The following is an 18,292-nucleotide window of genomic DNA, read 5'->3' as shown; positions in this document are numbered from 1 at the left end:
GTGCGGGCCGGTCCGGGTGCTACGCGCCGGGGCCGGCGTGATGGCTAGTCGAAGGGATTCAGCATTTTCACTCCGATTGTCTCGAAGTCCCTGACATTGCGCGTGACTACCGTCAAACCGTGAGCCAGGGCCGTTGCTGCAATGAGCCTGTCTACGGCAGGCTCGGGATGCCGAGCGCGGAGACGTCCCCACACCTCCGCGATCGCCCTGTTGACCGGCACGATCTTCTTGTCATATGCGTGAAGAACGCCTTTCAGCCACGCTTCCACATTTTCAGCCTGCCGCATGTCGCCCTTGTAGCGAAGCGAATCGACGCCACGTCGAAGCTCGCCGACGGTGACGACAGAAAGAAGGATTCTCTGATTTCTCCGTTCAGCGCCTTCAAAAAACGCGCGAACACCTTCGTTCGCGCGCTCTTCTCTCCTGGTTTCGCTGATGACGTTGGTATCAGCCAGAAACATCGGAATCTCCGTTGCTGGCGTGACGATCGAAAATGGAGTCGTCGCAGTCGATCTTCGGAAAACTCAGGAGGGCTCTGATGAAGCCTGCGTTATCGTCATCGTCCGGCTCGCCCATCTGCCTTCGCACCTCCGCCTCGATCTTCATGCGTCGGGCGGTATACGCCTGTATCTCCCGAAGCTCTTCCTCGTCGATATTCGACGGTAAAGTTCCCTGAATGATTTTGAACATGGTCTGCTCCTCGTCTGAGCGTTGCGAGTAGCGTGACTCTACTCCGATTTAATAAGCATCCCTAGTCATCCAAACGATATAGGAATTTACTGCAACGACCCCTTCACCGCCCCGCCAACGACATCGCCACTGCGCGCTTGAACGGCGTCAATCTTTCGCCGATGCGCAACATCGCATCACGCGCGATCCGCGCGGGCAACGAGTCGCGCGTATAGACCTCGGTGATCAATCGCGTGATCAGATAAAGCGGCCGCGTGTCCCGCCGATGCTTTTGCTCGTATCGCGCAAGCAGCGCATCGCCGGCGATATCGCGCCCCGCCGCACGCGCATCGCAAATGGCCCGCGAAAACAACTCGATCCCGGCCAGCCCGAAATTGAACCCGTGCGCCGTGACCGGATGCATGCCGACCGCCGCATCGCCGACCGTCACGAAACGCTTCGCCACGAATCGCTTCGGATACACCGACACCAGCGGATAAACATGCCGCGTCGTGCGCAAGGTCATCGACCCGAGCCTGCGCTCGAAGCGACGTTCGATCTCTCGATTGAACGCATCGGTATCCAGCGCGCTCAATCGCCCGGTGTCACGCGCGTCGAGCGTCACCACGACCGACGACCGATGCGCGCTCGTCTGCGGATCGGGATTCATCGGCAGCAGCGCGAGCGTCTGCCGATGACCGAACCATTCCCACGCCGCGTGATCGTGCGGCGCGTCGTGCGTCATGCAGCAGACCAGCATCGACTTGCCGAAGTCGTGCATGTCGGCGGCGATGCCCGCCATGCGCCGCGTGGCCGAGAAGCGGCTGTCCGCCGCGACGACGAGTTGCGCCGCGATCGTCTCGCCGCTTTCGAGCCGCACGCGCGCACCGCAGGCATCGGTATCGATATCGATCACGCGCCCGGACGCGAAGATGCGGATGTCCGCGCCCGACGCCCGGCGATGCTCGAACGCGTCGAACGCCGCGCGCCGGATCAGATGATTCGACACGAGCCAGCCCAACTCGGCATGTCCGGACAGCGCGTGACCGATCTTCATCGAGAACGGCGACGACCCGTTGAAGATGCGCGCATCCGCGAGCTGCGATTTCGCGTGCGCATCGATGCGCTCCCACACGCCGAGCGTCCTCAGAAACGCGACGGACTGCTGCGTCAGCGCGATCTCGCGTCCGTCGAACGCGGGCTCGCGCAGCGCGTCGTGGCTCTGCTGCTCGACGAGCACGATCGACACACCCGCCCCGCTCAACGCATTCGCCAGACACAAACCCGCCGGCCCCGCGCCGACGATCACGATATCGGTATGCACCATCTTTCCGGTCTTACTTTCCTGAAAGCGCACAACGATAGCCGAACGGCTGACGAACGAGCAGCGACAGCGGGTCGCGCGCTATAGTCGCAAGGTCGTCCACACAAGGAACATGTCGGTCATGAAAACGGTATTGATCGTCGGCGCGTCGCGCGGCCTCGGCCACGAATTCGCGCGCGAATATTGTCGCGATGGCTGGCGCGTGCTCGCCACGGCCCGCGACAAATCCTCGCTCTCCGCGCTCGACGCGATGGGCGCGCAAACCTTTCCGCTCGACGTCACGCAACCCGAGCAGATCGCTGCGCTCGAGTGGCAACTGGACGAGGAAAAGCTGGATGTGGCGATCGTCGTGTCGGGCGTGTACGGTCCGCGCACGGAAGGCGTCGAAACCATCGGCGCAGACGATTTCGATCAGGTGATGCACACCAACGTGCGCGGCCCGATGCAACTGATTCCCGTGCTGCTGCCGCTCACCGATGCCGCGAACGGCGTGTTCGCGGTCGTGTCGAGCAAGATGGGCAGCATCGGCGAGACGAGCGGCACGACCGGCTGGCTGTATCGCGCAAGCAAGGCCGCGCTCAATTCCGCGTTGAAGGTGGCGTCGCTGGAATCGCGTCATTCGGCGTGCATCGCGCTGCATCCGGGCTGGGTGCGCACGGAGATGGGCGGACCGTCGGCGGCGATCGACGTCGCGCACAGCGTGTCGGGCATGCGCGCGGTGATCGCCGAAGCGGGCGCGATGCGCGACGCGTTCAACGGAACCTTCGTGCAGTACGACGGCACGAAGCTCGAATGGTGAAACCGGAGGGAATGTGACTTATCAGGTACACGGCGTTTCCGCATCGGGCAACTGCTACAAGGTTCGCCTCGTCCTCGAACAACTCGGCCTGCCTTACGTGTGGCATGAAGTCGACATGATGCATGGCGCGACCCGCACCGACGAGTTCAAGCGGCTCAATCCGAACGGCAAGGTGCCGGTGCTCGTCATCGACGAAAACACCACGCTCTCCGAATCCGGCGCGATCCTCTGCTATCTCGCCGATGGCACGCCGCTGATGCCGACCGATCGCCTCGAACGCGCGCAAGCGCTGCAATGGATGTTCTTCGAGCAGTACAGCCACGAGCCGTTTGTCGCCGTGGCGCGCTTCATCCTGCAGTTTCAGAAGAATCTCGGCGATGCTCGCCTTCCCGAGAAAATCGCCGGTTCCTATCGCGCGCTCGACGTGATGGAGCAGCATCTCGCCACGCGCGCGTATTTCGCTGGCGAGCGCTACAGCGTCGCAGATATCGCGCTTTATGCCTACACGCACGTCGCCGATGAAGCGAACGTGGACCTGTCGCGCTATCCGGCGATCCGCGCGTGGCTCGAACGTGTGCGCAGCCAGCCGCGGCACGTCGAGATGCCGGGCGTCGATCAATGAAGCCGGTGGATTGTCCCTGCGGCGGCGCCGCGCCCGATCAGCGTCCGAATGGACGCGCGCCGCGCTACGAAGCGTGTTGCGGGCGTTTCATCGACAGCGGCGAAAAGCCCGCCAACGCGATGGAACTGATGCGTTCGCGCTACACCGCGTACGTGCTCGGCGACACGGCCTATCTTCGTGCGACATGGGCCGAATTCACCTGCCCGCCCGATCTCGACGCATCCGACAGCGGCACGCGCTGGCTCGGCCTGCAGATCAAACGTCACACGCCGATCGACGCCGATCACGAAGAAGTGGAGTTCGTCGCGCGCTACAAGGTGGACGGGCGCGCGCACCGGCTGCACGAAGCCAGCCGCTTCACGCGCAACAGCGACGGAAACTGGATTTACGTCGATGGTCAGATAAAAGAAAAGTAAATATGTCTTTAAGAAATATGAGGTAACGCACGGTATTAATTTCCTAAGAATTTCCTTTCAGATTAAACAGTTACGGGGTAGCACTTATTGTGCAGTGCAATTTTGAACGGTTAATCTCTGTTCACGTCAGGGCGCAGTCATCTCCGTGCCCGGGCACTCGCAGCGAAGCCTCGTTTTGAAGCCAATTGTCATGCCTGTTCCTGGCATGACTCCCGGAACCCGCAGTCGATACTGCTCATCACGAGCAGCGCGGTAGGTTTGTGACTTCAAAAAGCGTTGGGCACGCCGTATCAACGTTTATCGGAAGCGCAGTCGGAGTTCACGGATGGCGATCAGAACCTGGTTGGTCGGATGCAGCATGGTGTGCGCGCTCGCGACGTCACTCGTCACGTCCGCCGTGCGCGCCGAACCGATCGGCGGCGTCCGTCAATCCGAAGGTCTCCAGGCGCCCGCATTCGGCCAGCCGCTTTCCCGCATTCCCGATTCACTCGACGCCGGACTGCCCGCCGTCTCGAATGGTCTGAACGAAGCCGTCATCGAAATTCCCGAAGCCGACATCGCGCTCGAAACGACCGTGTTCAAGCCGGACGGCGCCGGCCCGTTCCCGATGATCGTCTTCAATCACGGCAAGCTGCCCGGCGATTCGCACGCGCAACCCCGCAATCGTCCGGTCGCGCTCGCGCGTGAATTCGTGCGCCATGGCTATGTCGTCGTCGTGCCGAATCGCCGCGGCTTCGCGGGCTCGGGCGGCGAATACGCCGGCCACGGCTGCGACGTCGAGGCGAACGGCTTCGCACAGGCGCAGGACGTCGCGGCGACCGTCGCGTACATGAGCGAGCAGTCGTATATCGACAAGACGCGTATCGTCGTCGCGGGCACGTCGCATGGCGGCCTGACGACCATCGCCTACGGCGCGCGCGATGCCGTCGCGGCGCCCGGCGTGCGCGGCCTCATCAATTTCTCGGGCGGCCTGCGCCAGGACGAATGCACGGGCTGGCAGAAGAATCTCGTCAGCGCGTTCGGCGAGTACGGCCAGAACGTGCGCCTGCCGTCGCTGTGGCTTTACGGCGACAACGATTCGGTCTGGCAAGGCGACCTTTCCGTGCAGATGTACACCGCCTTCACGTCGCACGGCGCGCGCGCGAACATGGTCGATTTCGGCACCTACAAGAACGACGCGCATCGTCTCGTCGGCGATCGCGACGGCGTGCAGATCTGGTGGCCGCGCGTGAAGGCGTTCCTCGCGCAGATCGGCATGCCCACCGCCGTGCAGTATCAGGTTTCCGAGCCGGACATGCCGAAGGCGACCAACTTCGCGGATCTCGATTCGGTTCAGGCCGTGCCGTACGTCGATGAAACCGGCCGCGCCGGATATCGCAACTTCCTCTCGCAGTATTCGAGCCGCGCGTTCGCCGTGTCGGATTCCGGCGCGTGGTCGTGGGCCGAAGGCGGCGACGATCCGATGGCCGTCGCCATCGCGAGCTGCCAGAAGCAGAGCGCCGATCCGTGCAGACTCTATGCGGTGAACAATCGCGTCGTCTGGAACGATCAGACGGCCGAAACGCAGACTGCATCGCGCTGAACCCGCCCTTCCCGCTTTGTTCGAACGCCGGCCTTCGCGCCGGCGTTCGCTTTTGTCGAACCCGCATCTTCCGCGCCAAAACGTCGACAACGCTTCGAAATGAACGAAGTTGCGCGCGATAGCGCGTTTTCGCATTTCCGTTGGGCGCGCGCGCATGGCCAAAAAACCTTCCGATTACGGAAGGTTGGCTATCTTTTAGCGATAATTGAATCGCGCAGTTTCCCCAGCAACGCAAGCGTCCAGGCGCTTGCCCGACGTATCCGGTCCGCACCGCGCGCGCGGGCCTGGGAGCCGTTTTTGAACACAGAAGCCAATCAGGACTGGGTTGCCCGCTCGCTTTCCGCCGTGTGGCATCCGTGCACCCAGATGAAACATCACGAGCGCGTGCCGCTCGTGCCGATCGCGCGCGGCAAGGGCGCGTGGCTCTACGATCCGCAGGGCAACCGCTATCTCGATGCAATCAGCTCGTGGTGGGTGAATCTCTTCGGTCACGCGAACGACGACATCAACCAGGCGCTGAAGGATCAGCTCGACACGCTCGAACATGCGATGCTCGCGGGCTGCACGCACGCGCCCGCCGTGGAACTGGCCGAGCGTCTTTCCGCGCTCACCGGCCGCACGCTCGGACATGCGTTCTTCGCGTCCGACGGCGCGTCGGCGGTCGAGATCGCGCTGAAGATGAGCTTCCACTACTGGCGCAATCGGGACAAAAGCGAGAAGCGCGAGTTCGCGTGCCTCGCGAACAGCTATCACGGCGAAACGATCGGCGCGCTCGGCGTCACCGACGTCGCCATTTTCAAGGACGCATACGATCCGCTGATTCGTCATGCGCATGTGGTCGCGTCGCCGGCGGCGGTCGGCGTCGACGAAGCCATCGCTGCGATGCGCGCGCTTTTCGCGCAACGTGCGTCGACACTCGCGGCGGTCATCGTCGAGCCGCTCGTGCAATGCGCGGCCGGCATGGCGATGTACGACGCGTCGTATCTCGCGCAATTGCGCGCGTTGTGCGACGAATTCGGCGTGCATCTGATCGCCGATGAAATCGCGGTCGGCTGCGGGCGCACCGGCACTTTTTTCGCGTGCGAGCAGGCGGCCATCTGGCCGGATTTCATCTGCCTGTCGAAGGGCATCAGCGGCGGCTACCTGCCGCTTTCGATCGTCCTCACGCGCGACGACATCTACGCCGCCTTCTACGACGACGACATCACCCGCGCCTTTCTGCATTCGCATTCGTACACGGGCAACCCGCTCGCGTGCCGCGCCGCGCTGGCGACGCTCGATCTGTTCGAGCGCGCGAACGTGCTGGCGGAAAACCGGCGCAAGTCCGCGTTGCTGCACGAAGCGTTGCAGCCGCTTCTCGAACATGAGCGCGTGCGCAATCTGCGCCAGCGCGGCACGATCTTCGCGTTCGATGTCGATATCGACGACAAGACGTTCTCGCGCCGCTTCTTCGCCAACGCGTTGAAACGCGAACTGCTGATGCGCCCCATCGGCACGACGGTCTACATGATGCCGCCGTACATCCTCTCCGACGACGAACTCCTGCTCCTCGCGCAACGCACGCGCGACACGCTCGACGCCACGCTTCGCGGAGACGCCGCATGACGAACACATCGCAAGCGCTGTATGAAACGCTGAAGCAAGGTCTCGCCGATATCGACGCGCGCGGCCTGCGACGCCGCCGCAAGACGATCGACAGCGCGTGCTCCGCGCACATGACGGTCGATGGCCGCGAGATCATCGGCTTCGCGAGCAACGATTATCTCGGCCTCGCCGCGCACGAAGCGATCCGCGCGGCGCTCGCGGAAGGCGCGTCGCTGTACGGCGCGGGCAGCGGCGGCTCGCATCTGCTCGGCGGCCATTCGCGCGCGCACGCGCAACTGGAAGACGATCTCGCCGCGTTCTCGGGCGGTTTCGTCGACAACCCGCGCGCGCTCTACTTCAGCACCGGCTACATGGCGAACCTCGCGGTGGTGACCGCGCTGGCCGGGCGCGGCACGATCGTGTTCTCCGACGCGCTGAACCACGCATCGCTGATCGACGGCGTGAGGCTTTCCCGCGCGCAGACGCAGATTTATCCGCACGCCGACATGGAAGCGCTCGACGCGATGCTCGACGCCTCGCGCGACGAAGCGGCGACGAAGCTCATCGTCACCGACACCGTGTTCAGCATGGACGGCGATATCGCGCCGCTCGCGCGTCTCGTCGCGCTCGCGGAAAAGTACGGCGCGTGGCTCGTCGTCGACGATGCGCACGGCTTCGGCGTGCTCGGTCCGCAAGGGCGCGGCGCACTCGCCGCTTACGCGCTGCGCTCGCCGCATCTCGTCTATGTCGGCACGCTCGGCAAGGCGGCGGGCGTCGCGGGCGCGTTCGTCGCGGCGGATGAAACCGTCGTCGAATGGCTCGTGCAGCGCGCGCGTCCGTATATCTTCACGACGGCGTCGCCGCCGGCCGTCGCGCATGCGGTGTCGGCGAGCGTGAAAGTCATCGGCGGCGACGAGGGCGATCAAAGACGCGCGCATCTCGCATCGCTTATCGAGACGACGCGCGCGATGCTCAAACGCACGCGCTGGATGCCCGTCGATTCACACACCGCCGTGCAGCCGCTCGTGATCGGCGGCAACGACGAAACGCTGGACATCGCCGCCGCGCTCGACAAGCACGGCCTCTGGGTGCCCGCGATTCGACCGCCGACCGTTCCGCAAGGCACGTCGCGCCTGCGCATTTCGCTTTCCGCCGCGCACAGCGAAGACGATCTCGCGCGCCTCGATCACGCCTTAAACACGCTATGACTGCTTTATCGTTATTCGTCGCCGGAACCGATACGGAAATCGGCAAAACCTTCGTCTCCGCCGCGCTGCTGCACGGCTTCGCGCGCGCAGGCTGGCGCGCCGCCGCGATGAAACCGATCGCGTCGGGCGCCATCGAGCGCGACGGCGTACTGCACAACGAAGACGCCGACCAGCTCGACGCCGCCGCGAACGTCGCGCTGCCGAACGACATCCGCACGCCGTTCATGATGCGCGAGCCGATCGCGCCGCATATCGCCGCCGCGCGTGAAGGCATCGCGCTGGATATCGGGCGCATCGTCGACGCGCATCGCCATGCGATGACGAAAGCGGATATCGTCGTGGTGGAAGGCGTCGGCGGCTTTCGCGTGCCGCTCGACGACACGCACGACACCGCAGATCTCGCGCTCGCGCTGAATCTGCCGGTGGTGCTCGTCGTCGGCATTCGGCTCGGCTGCATCAGTCACGCGCTTTTGACCGTGGAAGCCATCGCGTCGCGCGGACTGAAGCTCGCGGGCTGGGTCGCGAATCGCGTCGACCCGAACATGCTGTATCCGGACGAAAATATCGCAACGCTCAGGCAACGCATCGACGCGCCGCTCATCGGCGTGATTCCGCATCTCGCGCCGAACGACGCACGGCGCGCCGCCGATTCGCTCGACATCGGCCTTCTGACAGACCAGCTTCATCGAAAGGATTGACCTCATGACACAGCAAACCGCCGCAGAGACCACTTCCACGACCACCACGACCACGCCGCAACCGATGCAGCGCTGGCGCGTCGCCGATGTCGTCGCGCTGTACGACCTGCCGTTCAACGATCTGCTTTATCGCGCGCAGACCGTGCATCGCGAAAATTTCGATCCGAACGCGGTGCAGCTTTCCACGCTGCTCTCGATCAAGACGGGCGGCTGCGAGGAAGACTGCGCGTACTGTCCGCAGTCGGTGCATCACGACACCGGCCTCAAGGCCGAAAAACTGATGGACGTCGACGAAGTCCTGAAGGCCGCCGAAACGGCCAAGTCCAACGGCGCGACGCGCTTCTGCATGGGCGCGGCGTGGCGCAATCCGAAGGATCGTCATCTTGAGCCGATCAAGGACATGATCCGCGGCGTCAAGGCGATGGGCCTCGAAACCTGCGTGACGCTCGGCATGCTGGAGGCGCATCAGGCGCAAGGACTGCGCGACGCCGGTCTCGATTACTACAACCACAATCTCGATACATCGCCCGAGTTCTACGGCCAGATCATCTCGACGCGCACGTATCAGGATCGTCTCGACACGCTCGAACACGTGCGCGATGCGGGCATCAACGTGTGCTGCGGCGGGATCGTCGGCATGGGCGAATCGCGGCGCGAGCGCGCCGGGCTGATCTCGCAGCTCGCGAACATGGAGCCGTATCCGGAATCGGTGCCGATCAACAATCTCGTGCAGGTCGCGGGCACGCCGCTCACCGGCGTCGAGGCGCTCGATCCGTTCGAGTTCGTGCGCACGATCGCGGTCGCGCGCATCACGATGCCGAAAGCGATGGTGCGTCTGTCCGCCGGCCGCGAGCAGATGGACGAAGCGCTGCAGGCGCTGTGCTTCGCCGCTGGCGCGAATTCGATCTTCTACGGCGACCAGCTTCTGACGACGAGCAACCCGCAAGCCGAAGCGGACCGCAAGCTGATCGAGCGTCTCGGGATGCGGGCGGAATCGGCGCAGAACGTCGGCGTCGAGAGCGCGGAGCGCTCGTGCGGACACGGCCACGCATGAAAATCATCTTCTACGAAAAGGGCGCCGATCTCGATGCATGGCTCGGCGGCCTTCGACGCGAGTTGCCCGATGCCGACCTGCGCGTGTGGGAGCCGGGCGACACCGCGCCCGCCGATTACGCGATCGTCTGGCGCGCGCCGCGCGAGCTCTTCGCGAACCGTCCCGACCTGCAGGCCGTGTTCAATCTCGGCGCGGGCGTCGACGCGATTCTCGAAGTAGAACGCAACGAACCCGGCACGCTGCCGCCGAACGCGGAGCTCGTGCGTCTGGAAGATACCGGCATGGCGCAGCAGATGGTCGAGTATGCGACCTACTGCGTGCTGCGCTATCTGCGCCGCTTCGACGAATACGACGCCCTGCAACGCGAAGGCCGCTGGGAAAAGCTGCCGCAACATGCGCGCGAGTCGTTCACGGTCGGCGTGCTCGGGCTCGGCGTGCTGGGCGGCGAAGTCGCGAAGGGACTGCTGAAACTCGGCGTGCCGGTGCGCGGTTACAGCCGGTCGCCGAAGACGATCGAAGGCGTGCAGGTCCATGCGGGTCCGGAACGCTTCGACACTTTCCTCGACGGCGTGAAGGTGCTCATCAACCTGTTGCCGCATACGCCGGACACCGAAGGCATTCTGAACGCGCGCACGTTCGGCAGGCTCGCGCGCGGCGGGTATCTCGTGAACGTCGCGCGTGGGCCGCATCTCGTCGATGCCGATCTGCTCGCCGCGCTCGACAGCGGCCAGATCGCCGCCGCGACGCTCGATGTCTTCCACACGGAACCGCTGCCGCAGGATCATCCGTTCTGGACGCATCCGCGCGTGTCGGTGACGCCGCACATTTCGGCGGAAACGCTGCGCGACGAAAGCATCGTGCAGATCGCCGGCAAGATCAAAGCGCTCGCGCGCGGCGAGCCGATCAGCGGCATCGTCGATTTCAAGCGCGGATACTGAACGCATCGCAAATAAAGGGAGACAGCCATGATTCCGTCCAAAGTGAAAATCGTCGAAGTCGGGCCGCGCGACGGCCTGCAGAACGAGAAGGAGTTCGTGCCGACCGAAACCAAGATCGAACTCGTGAACCGGCTCGCGCGCTCGGGCATCGTGAATGTGGAATCGACGTCGTTCGTGTCGCCCAAATGGGTGCCGCAGATGGCCGACGCCGCCGCCGTGATGGCCGGCATCGAGCGCCGTCCGGGCACGATCTACTCGGTGCTGACGCCGAACATGCGCGGCTTCGAAGGCGCGCTCGAATCGAAGGCTGACGAGATCGTGATCTTCGGCGCGGCGAGCGAGGCGTTCTCGCAGAAGAACATCAACTGCAGCATCGCGGAGAGCATCGCGCGTTTCGAGCCGGTCGCGAAAGCCGCGAAGGACGCGGGCATGCGCCTGCGCGGCAGCATCTCGTGCACGCTCGGCTGCCCGTATCAGGGCGAAGTGAGCATCGAGTCGGTCGTGGATGTCGTCGAGCGCATGAAGGCGCTCGGCTGCGATGAAATCGACATCGCGGATACGATCGGCGTCGGCACGCCCAAACGCACCCGCGAAGTGCTCGCGGCGGCGCAGAAGGTGTTTCCGCGCGAGCGCCTTTCCGGGCACTTTCACGACACGTACGGACAGGCCATCGGCAATATCTATGCGGCGCTGCTCGAAGGCATCGAGATCTTCCACGCATCGGTCGCGGGGCTCGGCGGCTGTCCGTACGCCAAGGGCGCGACGGGCAATGTCGCGACGGAAGACGTCGTCTATCTGATGAACGGGCTCGGTATCGAGACGGGCGTCGATCTCGATCAACTGGTCGATATCGGCGATTTCATTTCGCGCGCGATCGGCAAGCCGAGTTCGTCGCGCGCGGGCAAGGCAATCTTCACGAAGAAACGCGACGGCGCGGCTGCCTGCGTCTGAAAAGGGAACACGATGACCGACCATTTACCCGATTCCGCGCGCCGCGTCGCGCTTTTGCTGAAAGAGCGCGGCCATCCGCACGACGTCGTGATGCTGCCCGAAACCGGAAAGACCTCGGCCGAAGCCGCGGCGGGTCTCGGCTGCGCGGTCGCGCAGATCGCCAAGTCGATCCTCTTTCGCCGCCGCGAAGACGATGCGCCCGTGCTCGTGATCGCGAGCGGCGCGAATCGCGTCGACGAAGCGAAGGTCGCGGCGCGCGTCGGCGCACTGGCGCGCGCGGATGCGAAGTTCGTGCGCGAGAAGACCGGCTATGCGATCGGCGGCGTGTGCCCGATCGGCCATGCGGTCGAGCCGGTCACGCTGATCGACGAAGACCTGCTCGCGCTCGACAGTCTCTGGGCCGCGGCCGGACATCCGCACGCGGTGTTCAATTTGTCGCCGCAGGAGCTGATCGAACTGACGGGCGCGCCGGTCGTCGATGTCGCCTTGCGTGAGACGGCCGAGTCATGACCGGCATGGCGTCGCCGTGCGTCGATGTCTGCCGCATGAATCCGGAGACCGGCTTCTGCGACGGTTGCCTGCGCACCATCGAAGAGATAGCCGCGTGGGCATCCTGCGACGATGACGAAAGGCGCGCCGTGCTGGCGCGCGTCGAAAGCCGCCGCCAGGGCGCGCGCGTCGTGACGATCGGCGAATCGTTCGAAGCGACGCTCGCGTTGCCGCCCGATTCGATCAAACACTTCGCGACGCTCGTCAACGATCTCAATCCGCTGCATCACGACGACGCCTACGCGCGCGCGAGCCGCTTCGGTTCGCTGATCGCATCCGGCACGCAGCCGAGCGCGCATCTGATGGCGATGCTCGCCGCGCATTTCTCGCGCGACGCGCAGCCGCTCGGCCTCGAGTTCGGCATCAAGCTGACGCGCGCGGTGAAGGCGAACGACGTGCTCACGATGTTCTGGCGCGTCACCGAAGCGAAGTGGAAAGCGAGCCTCGGCGGCGATCTCGTGAAGCTCGAAGGCGGCGCGCACAATCAGCACGGCGAGACGGTGATGAAGGCGACGGCGACCATCGTCGTGATGCCGAAGGAGCCGCGCGCGTGAAGGCGCTTCCCGAATCCATGACGGTGTTCCTGCGCGGCTGGCTCTCGTCGAACAATGTGCTGTTCACGAGCGAGGAAGGCACGGCGATCGTCGATTCGGGCTATGCATCGCACGCGCCGCAAACGCTCGCGCTCGTGAAGCAGAAGCTCGGCGCGCGCACGCTCGATCTGATCGTCAATACGCATCTGCATTCGGATCATTGCGGCGGCAACGCGCTGCTTCAGGAAACCTACGCGTGCCGCACGCTGATTCCCGCGAGCGAGGCGCAGGCCGTGCGCGCGTGGGACGAAGAAGCGCTGACGTTCCGCGCAACCGGCCAGCGCTGCGAGCGTTTCGGCTTTACGGGCACGATCGAAAACGGCGCGACGCTCGCGCTCGGCGGCCTCAACTGGCACGTGCTCGGCGCGCCGGGACACGATCCGCATTCGCTGATGCTGCATTGCCCAGAGAAGCGCGTGCTCATCAGCGCCGACGCGTTATGGGAAAACGGCTTCGGCGTCATCTTTCCCGAGCTCGAAGGCGACAGCGGTTTCGCGGAAGAGCGCGCGGTGCTCGAACTGATCTCGACGCTCGACGTCGATATCGTGATTCCCGGCCACGGCGCGCCGTTCAGCGATGTCACGCGCGCGCTCGATACCGCTTCGTCGCGGCTCGATTACCTGAAAGCCGATCCCGCGCGCAACGCGAAGAACGCGCTCAAGGTGCTGATCGTCTTCAAGCTGATGGAAGTGCGCGCGATGTCCATCGATACCGTGCTCGCGATGACGGAGCAAGCCCGCGCAATGCGGGCCGCCGCAGACGCGCTCGCGCCGGCGAACGAGCGTCGGAGGCTCATCGAGACGATCATCGGGGAACTGGCGCGCGGCGGTTCGGTGAATGTGAACGGCGCGATGGTGTCGGCGGCCTGATCAAAGCGGACGCGCAAAAGAAAGCCGCTTGTCAGCTACGGCAAGCGGCAGAATCATATGGACGTGATCAACGTCCAACGTATCGTAACGCGCCACTATTTCACGTGCATCGGTGCTTTCCCTACAAAACTTTAACGATCACCTGAATCGGCGTAAGACCCAATGCCGGCGCGGGTTTCAGGGCGCATCGGCCTGGAAGAAGGCGAGCATTTCCGCGAGCAGCATGTCGGGCTGTTCCTCGGGTATGTAGTGCCCGCACGGCAGCGCGCGGCCGCTCACGTCGCGCGCGACGCGCCGCCATTCGTCGAGCGCATCGAAGCATCGTTCGATCACGCCTTCTTTTCCCCACAACACGCGCAGCGGACACGCGAGCTTCAATCCTCGTTCGAGATCGGCGCGATCGTGATCCAGATCGATGCTCGCCGATGCGCGATAGTCCTCGCACATCGCGAAGATCGCGCCGGGCGATGCGAGCGCGTCGCGATACGCCTGCAAGGCATGCGGCGCGAACGGCGCAAGTCCCGCATGGCGATTTCCCATCACGCGATCGATATACGCGTTCGGATTGCCGCCGATGAGCAACTCGGGCAACGGCGACGGCTGAATCAGGAAGAACCAGTGGAAGTACGCGGTCGCGAAAGCGAGGTCGGTCGCTTCGTACATCGCGAGCGTCGGCGCGATATCGAGCAGCATCAGACGATCGACGGCATCGGGAAAGTCCATCGCCATACGGTGCGCGACACGCGCGCCGCGATCGTGCGCGCAGACGAGAAAGCGCTCGAAGCCGAAGTGACGCATCACCGCGACCTGATCGGCGGCCATCGCGCGCTTCGAGTAGGGCGTGTGATGCGCGTCGCTCTTCGGCTTCCCCGACGCGCCGTAGCCGCGCAAATCCGTCGCGATCACGGTGAAGTGCTTCGCGAGATCGCTGGCGCACTTGTGCCAGATCTCGTGCGTTTGCGGATGACCGTGCATGAGGAGCAGCGGCGGCCCGTCACCGCCTTTCATCCCAACGATTTCGACGCCCCCCGCATCGACGCGAAACGGTTCGTAGCCTTTGAAAGACATGATGTTTTCTTGTTCGTGGCGTTGCGGATCATTGTAGGCGCGGGGGCACGGTTGCTGAGGCGCCGGAGGGCCCGCAAACGCGGAAACCGAAGACTTCCTCGGGAAATGGCGAATATGTCGCGAACGATGTCACGCGTATAATCGAACGATCGTTCGCTTGTCCGGTGCGCATGCTTTCCCGAAAACGAGCGCCAGTTCGTAGAATGCTTTCAATGCTGCCCGGACACACTCAGGAGATTCGCGCCATGGCCCTGCCCGCCGTCTTGCAGCACCTCACATTGCCCGTCGTCGGTTCACCGATGTTCATCGTCAGTTATCCGGAACTCGTGCTTGCGCAATGCAAGGCGGGCATCGTCGGCTCGTTTCCGGCGCTGAACGCCCGCCCCGCCGAATTGCTCGACGAATGGCTCACGCAGATTCAGGCCTCGCTCGCCGAGCACAAGGCGGCAAATCCCGAAGCGGTCATCGGACCGATCGCGGTCAATCAGATCGTTCATCAGTCGAATGCGCGGTTGGAGCAGGACGTGCGCGTGTGCGTCGAGCACAAGGTGCCGATTTTCATCACGAGCCTGCGCGCGCCGGTCAAAGAAATGATCGACGCGGTGCACTCGTATGGCGGGATCGTGCTGCATGACGTCATCAATCTGCGACACGCGCAGAAAGCGCTCGAAGCGGGCGTGGACGGTCTCATTCTCGTCGCGGCGGGCGCGGGCGGCCACGCGGGCACGACCTCGCCGTTCGCGCTCGTCGGCGAAGTGCGGCGCATGTTCGACGGTCCGATCGTGCTCTCGGGCGCGATCGCGAACGGCGGCTCGATTCTCGCCGCGCAGGCGATGGGCGCGGACCTCGCCTACATGGGCACGCGCTTCATCGCGACAAAGGAAGCGCACGCGCTGGAGGGGTACAAGCGCGCGATCGTCGATGCGAAAGCCGCCGACATCATCTACACGAATCTCTTCACCGGCGTGCACGGTAATTACATCCGCGAGAGCATCGTCAATGCGGGGCTCGACCCGGACGCGCTGCCCGAGTCCAACAAGGACGCGATGAATTTCGCCGAAGGCACGAGCAAGGCGAAGGCATGGAAGGAAATCTGGGGCGCGGGGCAAGGCGTCGGGCTGATGGAGGACGTGCCGAGCGTCGCGGAGCTGGTGCAGCGCCTGAAGCGCGAGTACGACGACGCGAAGACGCGCCTCGCGATCGGCTGATCGTTTTCCGCTAGCCGCAAAAAAACACCGCGCATGAAGCGCGGTGTTTTCGTTTTGGCGTGTGCGCTGCTTAGAACTTCGCGCGGATGCCGACGCCGAACGTATCGCCCGACGACAGGCTCGTGTACTTGTCGTTCAGGTACGCCGCGTAGACGTCGGTGCGCTTCGACAGCGGGTAGTCGTAGCCGAGCGCCCAGCTCTTGTGCGTCTGGTCGAGGCCGCCGTTGCTGCGCGAGTACGCGTAGGACGCCATCACCGTGCCCGGGCCGAGAGGAACGGTCACGCCGCCCTGACCGGTATTGACGTGGAACGTGCCGGGGCCTTCGAAGTCGTTCTTCGTGTACATGTACTGCGCGAAGAACTTGACCCACTTCATGTCGAACGATGCACCCAGCTGGCCGACGCTCTGGCTCTTGTAGCCGGGCGTCGCAAAGCCGTCGATCGAAGTCAGGTCGCCGGGCGTATTGTTGAAGTTCACGTACTGATAGACGCCGGTGGCCGCGAACGGACCGTGGAAGTACAGGAACTGCGCGCTGTACTTCTTCGAGCGTCCGTCGCCGGCGGTGTTGCCGAAGCTGTACATCACGCTGCCCGACAGACCGTTGAAGTCAGGCGACGTGTACTGCACCGAGTTGTTCCAGCCCGAATCGCCGACCACGCCCTGATCCGTCCGATACGTCGGGAAGGTGCCTGCGCCGAGGAACACGTGATAGACCATCGGCGAGAAGACGTACGAATCGACGAACGGGTTGAACAGAATCGTCGAGACGAAGAGTTGCGTCGTCAGGCGGCCAGCGGTGAACGTGCCGATCGGACCTTGAATGCCGACATACGAGTTGCGCGCGAAGAAAGTGTCGCCCTGGAAGCGTCCGTACTGGCCGTTCTGGGCGCGGAAGAAGCTTTCCAACGTGAAGATGGCCTTGTAGCCGCCGCCGAGATCTTCAGAACCCTTCATGCCCCAGTACGACGTCGACATGCCGCCGCCGCTGACGTTCCACGCGCGATCGCCGCCCGGAAACTTTTGAGCGCCGACCCATTCGTCGACCTGCCCGTACAGCGAAACGCTCGATTGCGCGTGCGCCGCCCCCGCGGCGAATAGACCGAGCATCGCTGCGGCGACTGCGGTGGCCTTGACCGTTGCTTTCACCGTAGTCTTCGGCGCACGGTTGACGGTTGACTTCATGAACTCTCCTGTCTTTTGTCGAAAATTGAAAGCTTGGCGGGCGAGGAGCGTTGCACTCGCCTCGTCTGACCGGCTTGACGGTTTTGTGGGCGAGAGTGGCATCGCGTGTGGAGCGGCACCATCTTTACGGACCATTTTTCCGGTCAAAAATATTTCTGGTTATTGCGGGTATAGCGGTTCGGATAATGCCGACCGCCTGGGCATGCGGCGGAGCGCGTCGTATCGCACGCGCGCGCTGATTTTTCTTAAAACCCGACGCTTTGCAGAGCGAGCACCGGCGCGCCTGTCGGAGCGTCGAAAGCCATTCGAAATATCGGGAATACGACATTTCCCCGCGCACGGCGCATTGTCCGTGCACGGAAAAAAGAGCGGAATGTCTTGGAGAAAATCGCTGCCTGAGTGTGGCGTGATTACGTCATCTTGGTCGCGAAACTAGACGCGCCAATAGTTTTGCGTTCATTGCCGAACGACAGCTATTGGCGACGGGACCGAAGATTCAATTGCGATAGTTCGCGTTGGCCGGCGTGCGGCCGTCGTCCGCCGGACGCCCGGGCGGGCGTGGCAGGCTGCGCTCTTCGTTGTAGCGCGTGATGTCGGCGCGAATGGAGCCTGTGCCGCGCATGGGCACTGCCTGGTCCGCGCGCGGGCCGGGCCGCACTTCGGCGCTCACGGGCGTGAGACCGTCCTTGGCGGAGACCGGCGTGTAGTGCAATGACTGACGGCTTGCGGCGGAATCGCTGAATACCGCCGACGACAGCCACTCGACACGCGGCCCCGCGAGCGCGAGCGAACCCGCCACCGCGAGCGCGCCGAGCGCAGCGGATGCGAAAAGCCGGGTAGTCTTGCGAAAGCCAGTGAGCGTCATGTCGAAACTGCCTGCTCCGACCGATATTCCCGTCCGTGCATCGAAAGCGGTGCTTCCGATTCAGGCGGACAACCGGCCGTAGTCGGAACATCCGGGTTGCTGCATCGAGGCA

The 18,292-nt window shown here is 63.9% G+C and carries 20 protein-coding genes; 14 read left to right on the top strand and 6 right to left on the bottom strand.

Annotation, left to right across the window (positions count from 1 at the left end):
- Window positions 1–44 precede the first annotated feature (44 nt).
- The 3 genes from PQR08_RS17825 to ubiM all read right to left on the bottom strand — a co-directional run bounded on the left by PQR08_RS17825 (window position 45) and on the right by ubiM (window position 1,996).
- On the bottom strand, window positions 45–461 hold the full coding sequence (locus PQR08_RS17825; RefSeq protein ID WP_408161971.1) for a type II toxin-antitoxin system VapC family toxin: 417 nt from the start codon (window positions 459–461) through the stop codon (window positions 45–47).
- A complete protein-coding gene (locus tag PQR08_RS17820; protein ID WP_238209535.1) occupies window positions 448–690 on the bottom strand; it encodes a hypothetical protein in 243 nt (80 codons plus the stop codon). The genes PQR08_RS17825 and PQR08_RS17820 overlap by 14 nt, the downstream gene beginning before the upstream one ends.
- 103 nt (window positions 691–793) lie before the next feature.
- Window positions 794–1,996 (bottom strand): 5-demethoxyubiquinol-8 5-hydroxylase UbiM, encoded by a 1,203-nt coding sequence (ubiM, locus tag PQR08_RS17815; RefSeq protein ID WP_408161969.1) that lies wholly within the window; start codon window positions 1,994–1,996, stop codon window positions 794–796.
- 118 nt (window positions 1,997–2,114) lie between these two features.
- On the opposite strand from ubiM, the gene PQR08_RS17810 reads away from it, so the two are divergent.
- The 13 genes from PQR08_RS17810 (at window position 2,115) to PQR08_RS17750 (ending at window position 13,856) form a co-directional block, all read left to right on the top strand.
- Window positions 2,115–2,792, top strand: coding sequence for an SDR family oxidoreductase (locus PQR08_RS17810; RefSeq protein ID WP_187608745.1), 678 nt, complete (start codon window positions 2,115–2,117; stop codon window positions 2,790–2,792).
- Window positions 2,793–2,805: 13 nt separating this feature from the next.
- Complete coding sequence (locus PQR08_RS17805) at window positions 2,806–3,414, top strand: glutathione S-transferase family protein (protein WP_408161968.1); 609 nt, start codon at window positions 2,806–2,808, stop codon at window positions 3,412–3,414.
- Window positions 3,411–3,830, top strand: coding sequence for a YchJ family protein (locus PQR08_RS17800; protein ID WP_408161966.1), 420 nt, complete (start codon window positions 3,411–3,413; stop codon window positions 3,828–3,830). Before PQR08_RS17805 ends, PQR08_RS17800 begins: the two co-directional genes overlap by 4 nt.
- 325 nt (window positions 3,831–4,155) lie before the next feature.
- Window positions 4,156–5,412, top strand: coding sequence for a dienelactone hydrolase family protein (locus PQR08_RS17795; protein ID WP_408161964.1), 1,257 nt, complete (start codon window positions 4,156–4,158; stop codon window positions 5,410–5,412).
- Between the two features lie 297 nt (window positions 5,413–5,709).
- On the top strand, window positions 5,710–7,017 hold the full coding sequence (locus PQR08_RS17790; protein WP_408161962.1) for an adenosylmethionine--8-amino-7-oxononanoate transaminase: 1,308 nt from the start codon (window positions 5,710–5,712) through the stop codon (window positions 7,015–7,017).
- Complete coding sequence (gene bioF, locus PQR08_RS17785; protein WP_408161961.1) at window positions 7,014–8,204, top strand: 8-amino-7-oxononanoate synthase; 1,191 nt, start codon at window positions 7,014–7,016, stop codon at window positions 8,202–8,204. Before PQR08_RS17790 ends, bioF begins: the two co-directional genes overlap by 4 nt.
- The gene (bioD, locus tag PQR08_RS17780) at window positions 8,201–8,902 is read left to right on the top strand and encodes a dethiobiotin synthase (RefSeq protein ID WP_408161959.1); all 702 of its coding nucleotides are present in this window, start codon (window positions 8,201–8,203) and stop codon (window positions 8,900–8,902) included. Before bioF ends, bioD begins: the two co-directional genes overlap by 4 nt.
- Before the next feature lie 4 nt (window positions 8,903–8,906).
- The gene (bioB, locus tag PQR08_RS17775) at window positions 8,907–9,956 is read left to right on the top strand and encodes a biotin synthase BioB (RefSeq protein ID WP_035497419.1); all 1,050 of its coding nucleotides are present in this window, start codon (window positions 8,907–8,909) and stop codon (window positions 9,954–9,956) included.
- On the top strand, window positions 9,953–10,894 hold the full coding sequence (locus PQR08_RS17770; RefSeq protein ID WP_408161957.1) for a 2-hydroxyacid dehydrogenase: 942 nt from the start codon (window positions 9,953–9,955) through the stop codon (window positions 10,892–10,894). Before bioB ends, PQR08_RS17770 begins: the two co-directional genes overlap by 4 nt.
- Before the next feature lie 27 nt (window positions 10,895–10,921).
- On the top strand, window positions 10,922–11,845 hold the full coding sequence (locus PQR08_RS17765; RefSeq protein WP_408161955.1) for a hydroxymethylglutaryl-CoA lyase: 924 nt from the start codon (window positions 10,922–10,924) through the stop codon (window positions 11,843–11,845).
- A 12-nt stretch (window positions 11,846–11,857) separates the two neighbouring features.
- Complete coding sequence (locus tag PQR08_RS17760; protein ID WP_238209523.1) at window positions 11,858–12,355, top strand: YbaK/EbsC family protein; 498 nt, start codon at window positions 11,858–11,860, stop codon at window positions 12,353–12,355.
- 35 nt (window positions 12,356–12,390) lie between these two features.
- Window positions 12,391–12,948: a DUF1289 domain-containing protein gene (locus tag PQR08_RS17755; protein WP_408162057.1), complete on the top strand. Its 558-nt coding sequence runs from the start codon at window positions 12,391–12,393 to the stop codon at window positions 12,946–12,948.
- Window positions 12,945–13,856, top strand: coding sequence for an MBL fold metallo-hydrolase (locus PQR08_RS17750; protein WP_408161953.1), 912 nt, complete (start codon window positions 12,945–12,947; stop codon window positions 13,854–13,856). The genes PQR08_RS17755 and PQR08_RS17750 overlap by 4 nt, the downstream gene beginning before the upstream one ends.
- Before the next feature lie 177 nt (window positions 13,857–14,033).
- On the opposite strand, the gene PQR08_RS17745 is transcribed toward PQR08_RS17750, so the two are convergent.
- The gene (locus tag PQR08_RS17745; RefSeq protein ID WP_408161951.1) at window positions 14,034–14,924 is read right to left on the bottom strand and encodes an alpha/beta fold hydrolase; all 891 of its coding nucleotides are present in this window, start codon (window positions 14,922–14,924) and stop codon (window positions 14,034–14,036) included.
- A gap of 245 nt (window positions 14,925–15,169) precedes the next feature.
- Between PQR08_RS17745 and PQR08_RS17740 the strand changes: the two genes are divergently transcribed.
- Window positions 15,170–16,132 carry an NAD(P)H-dependent flavin oxidoreductase gene (locus PQR08_RS17740; RefSeq protein ID WP_187608759.1) on the top strand — a complete coding sequence of 321 codons (963 nt, stop codon included), beginning with the start codon at window positions 15,170–15,172 and terminating at the stop codon, window positions 16,130–16,132.
- 70 nt (window positions 16,133–16,202) lie between these two features.
- Here PQR08_RS17740 and PQR08_RS17735 read toward each other — a convergent pair whose 3' ends face one another.
- Together PQR08_RS17735 and PQR08_RS17730 are read right to left on the bottom strand one after the other, a co-directional pair.
- The gene (locus tag PQR08_RS17735; RefSeq protein ID WP_187608760.1) at window positions 16,203–17,315 is read right to left on the bottom strand and encodes a porin; all 1,113 of its coding nucleotides are present in this window, start codon (window positions 17,313–17,315) and stop codon (window positions 16,203–16,205) included.
- Window positions 17,316–17,811: 496 nt separating this feature from the next.
- The gene (locus PQR08_RS17730; RefSeq protein ID WP_187608761.1) at window positions 17,812–18,180 is read right to left on the bottom strand and encodes a hypothetical protein; all 369 of its coding nucleotides are present in this window, start codon (window positions 18,178–18,180) and stop codon (window positions 17,812–17,814) included.
- Window positions 18,181–18,292 lie beyond the last annotated feature (112 nt).

The organism is Caballeronia jiangsuensis (assembly GCF_046030135.1).
GTDB lineage: Bacteria > Pseudomonadota > Gammaproteobacteria > Burkholderiales > Burkholderiaceae > Caballeronia > Caballeronia jiangsuensis.
The sequence above is the reverse complement of the archived record's forward strand: the minus strand, read 5'-3'. Positions and strand labels throughout refer to the sequence as shown.

Excerpts from the sequence above, each read along its gene's own strand:
- PQR08_RS17760 (WP_238209523.1), top strand. The coding sequence starts at position 11,858 with ATGACCGACCATTTACCCGATTCCGCGCGCCGCGTCGCGCTTTTGCTG.
- ubiM (WP_408161969.1), bottom strand. The coding sequence starts at position 1,996 with ATGGTGCATACCGATATCGTGATCGTCGGCGCGGGGCCGGCGGGTTTG.
- PQR08_RS17735 (WP_187608760.1), bottom strand. The coding sequence starts at position 17,315 with ATGAAGTCAACCGTCAACCGTGCGCCGAAGACTACGGTGAAAGCAACG.
- PQR08_RS17825 (WP_408161971.1), bottom strand. The coding sequence starts at position 461 with ATGTTTCTGGCTGATACCAACGTCATCAGCGAAACCAGGAGAGAAGAG.
- PQR08_RS17755 (WP_408162057.1), top strand. The coding sequence starts at position 12,391 with ATGAATCCGGAGACCGGCTTCTGCGACGGTTGCCTGCGCACCATCGAA.
- bioB (WP_035497419.1), top strand. The coding sequence starts at position 8,907 with ATGACACAGCAAACCGCCGCAGAGACCACTTCCACGACCACCACGACC.
- PQR08_RS17795 (WP_408161964.1), top strand. The coding sequence starts at position 4,156 with ATGGCGATCAGAACCTGGTTGGTCGGATGCAGCATGGTGTGCGCGCTC.
- PQR08_RS17810 (WP_187608745.1), top strand. The coding sequence starts at position 2,115 with ATGAAAACGGTATTGATCGTCGGCGCGTCGCGCGGCCTCGGCCACGAA.
- bioD (WP_408161959.1), top strand. The coding sequence starts at position 8,201 with ATGACTGCTTTATCGTTATTCGTCGCCGGAACCGATACGGAAATCGGC.
- PQR08_RS17730 (WP_187608761.1), bottom strand. The coding sequence starts at position 18,180 with ATGACGCTCACTGGCTTTCGCAAGACTACCCGGCTTTTCGCATCCGCT.
- PQR08_RS17745 (WP_408161951.1), bottom strand. The coding sequence starts at position 14,924 with ATGTCTTTCAAAGGCTACGAACCGTTTCGCGTCGATGCGGGGGGCGTC.
- PQR08_RS17800 (WP_408161966.1), top strand. The coding sequence starts at position 3,411 with ATGAAGCCGGTGGATTGTCCCTGCGGCGGCGCCGCGCCCGATCAGCGT.
- PQR08_RS17770 (WP_408161957.1), top strand. The coding sequence starts at position 9,953 with ATGAAAATCATCTTCTACGAAAAGGGCGCCGATCTCGATGCATGGCTC.
- PQR08_RS17740 (WP_187608759.1), top strand. The coding sequence starts at position 15,170 with ATGGCCCTGCCCGCCGTCTTGCAGCACCTCACATTGCCCGTCGTCGGT.
- bioF (WP_408161961.1), top strand. The coding sequence starts at position 7,014 with ATGACGAACACATCGCAAGCGCTGTATGAAACGCTGAAGCAAGGTCTC.
- PQR08_RS17765 (WP_408161955.1), top strand. The coding sequence starts at position 10,922 with ATGATTCCGTCCAAAGTGAAAATCGTCGAAGTCGGGCCGCGCGACGGC.
- PQR08_RS17820 (WP_238209535.1), bottom strand. The coding sequence starts at position 690 with ATGTTCAAAATCATTCAGGGAACTTTACCGTCGAATATCGACGAGGAA.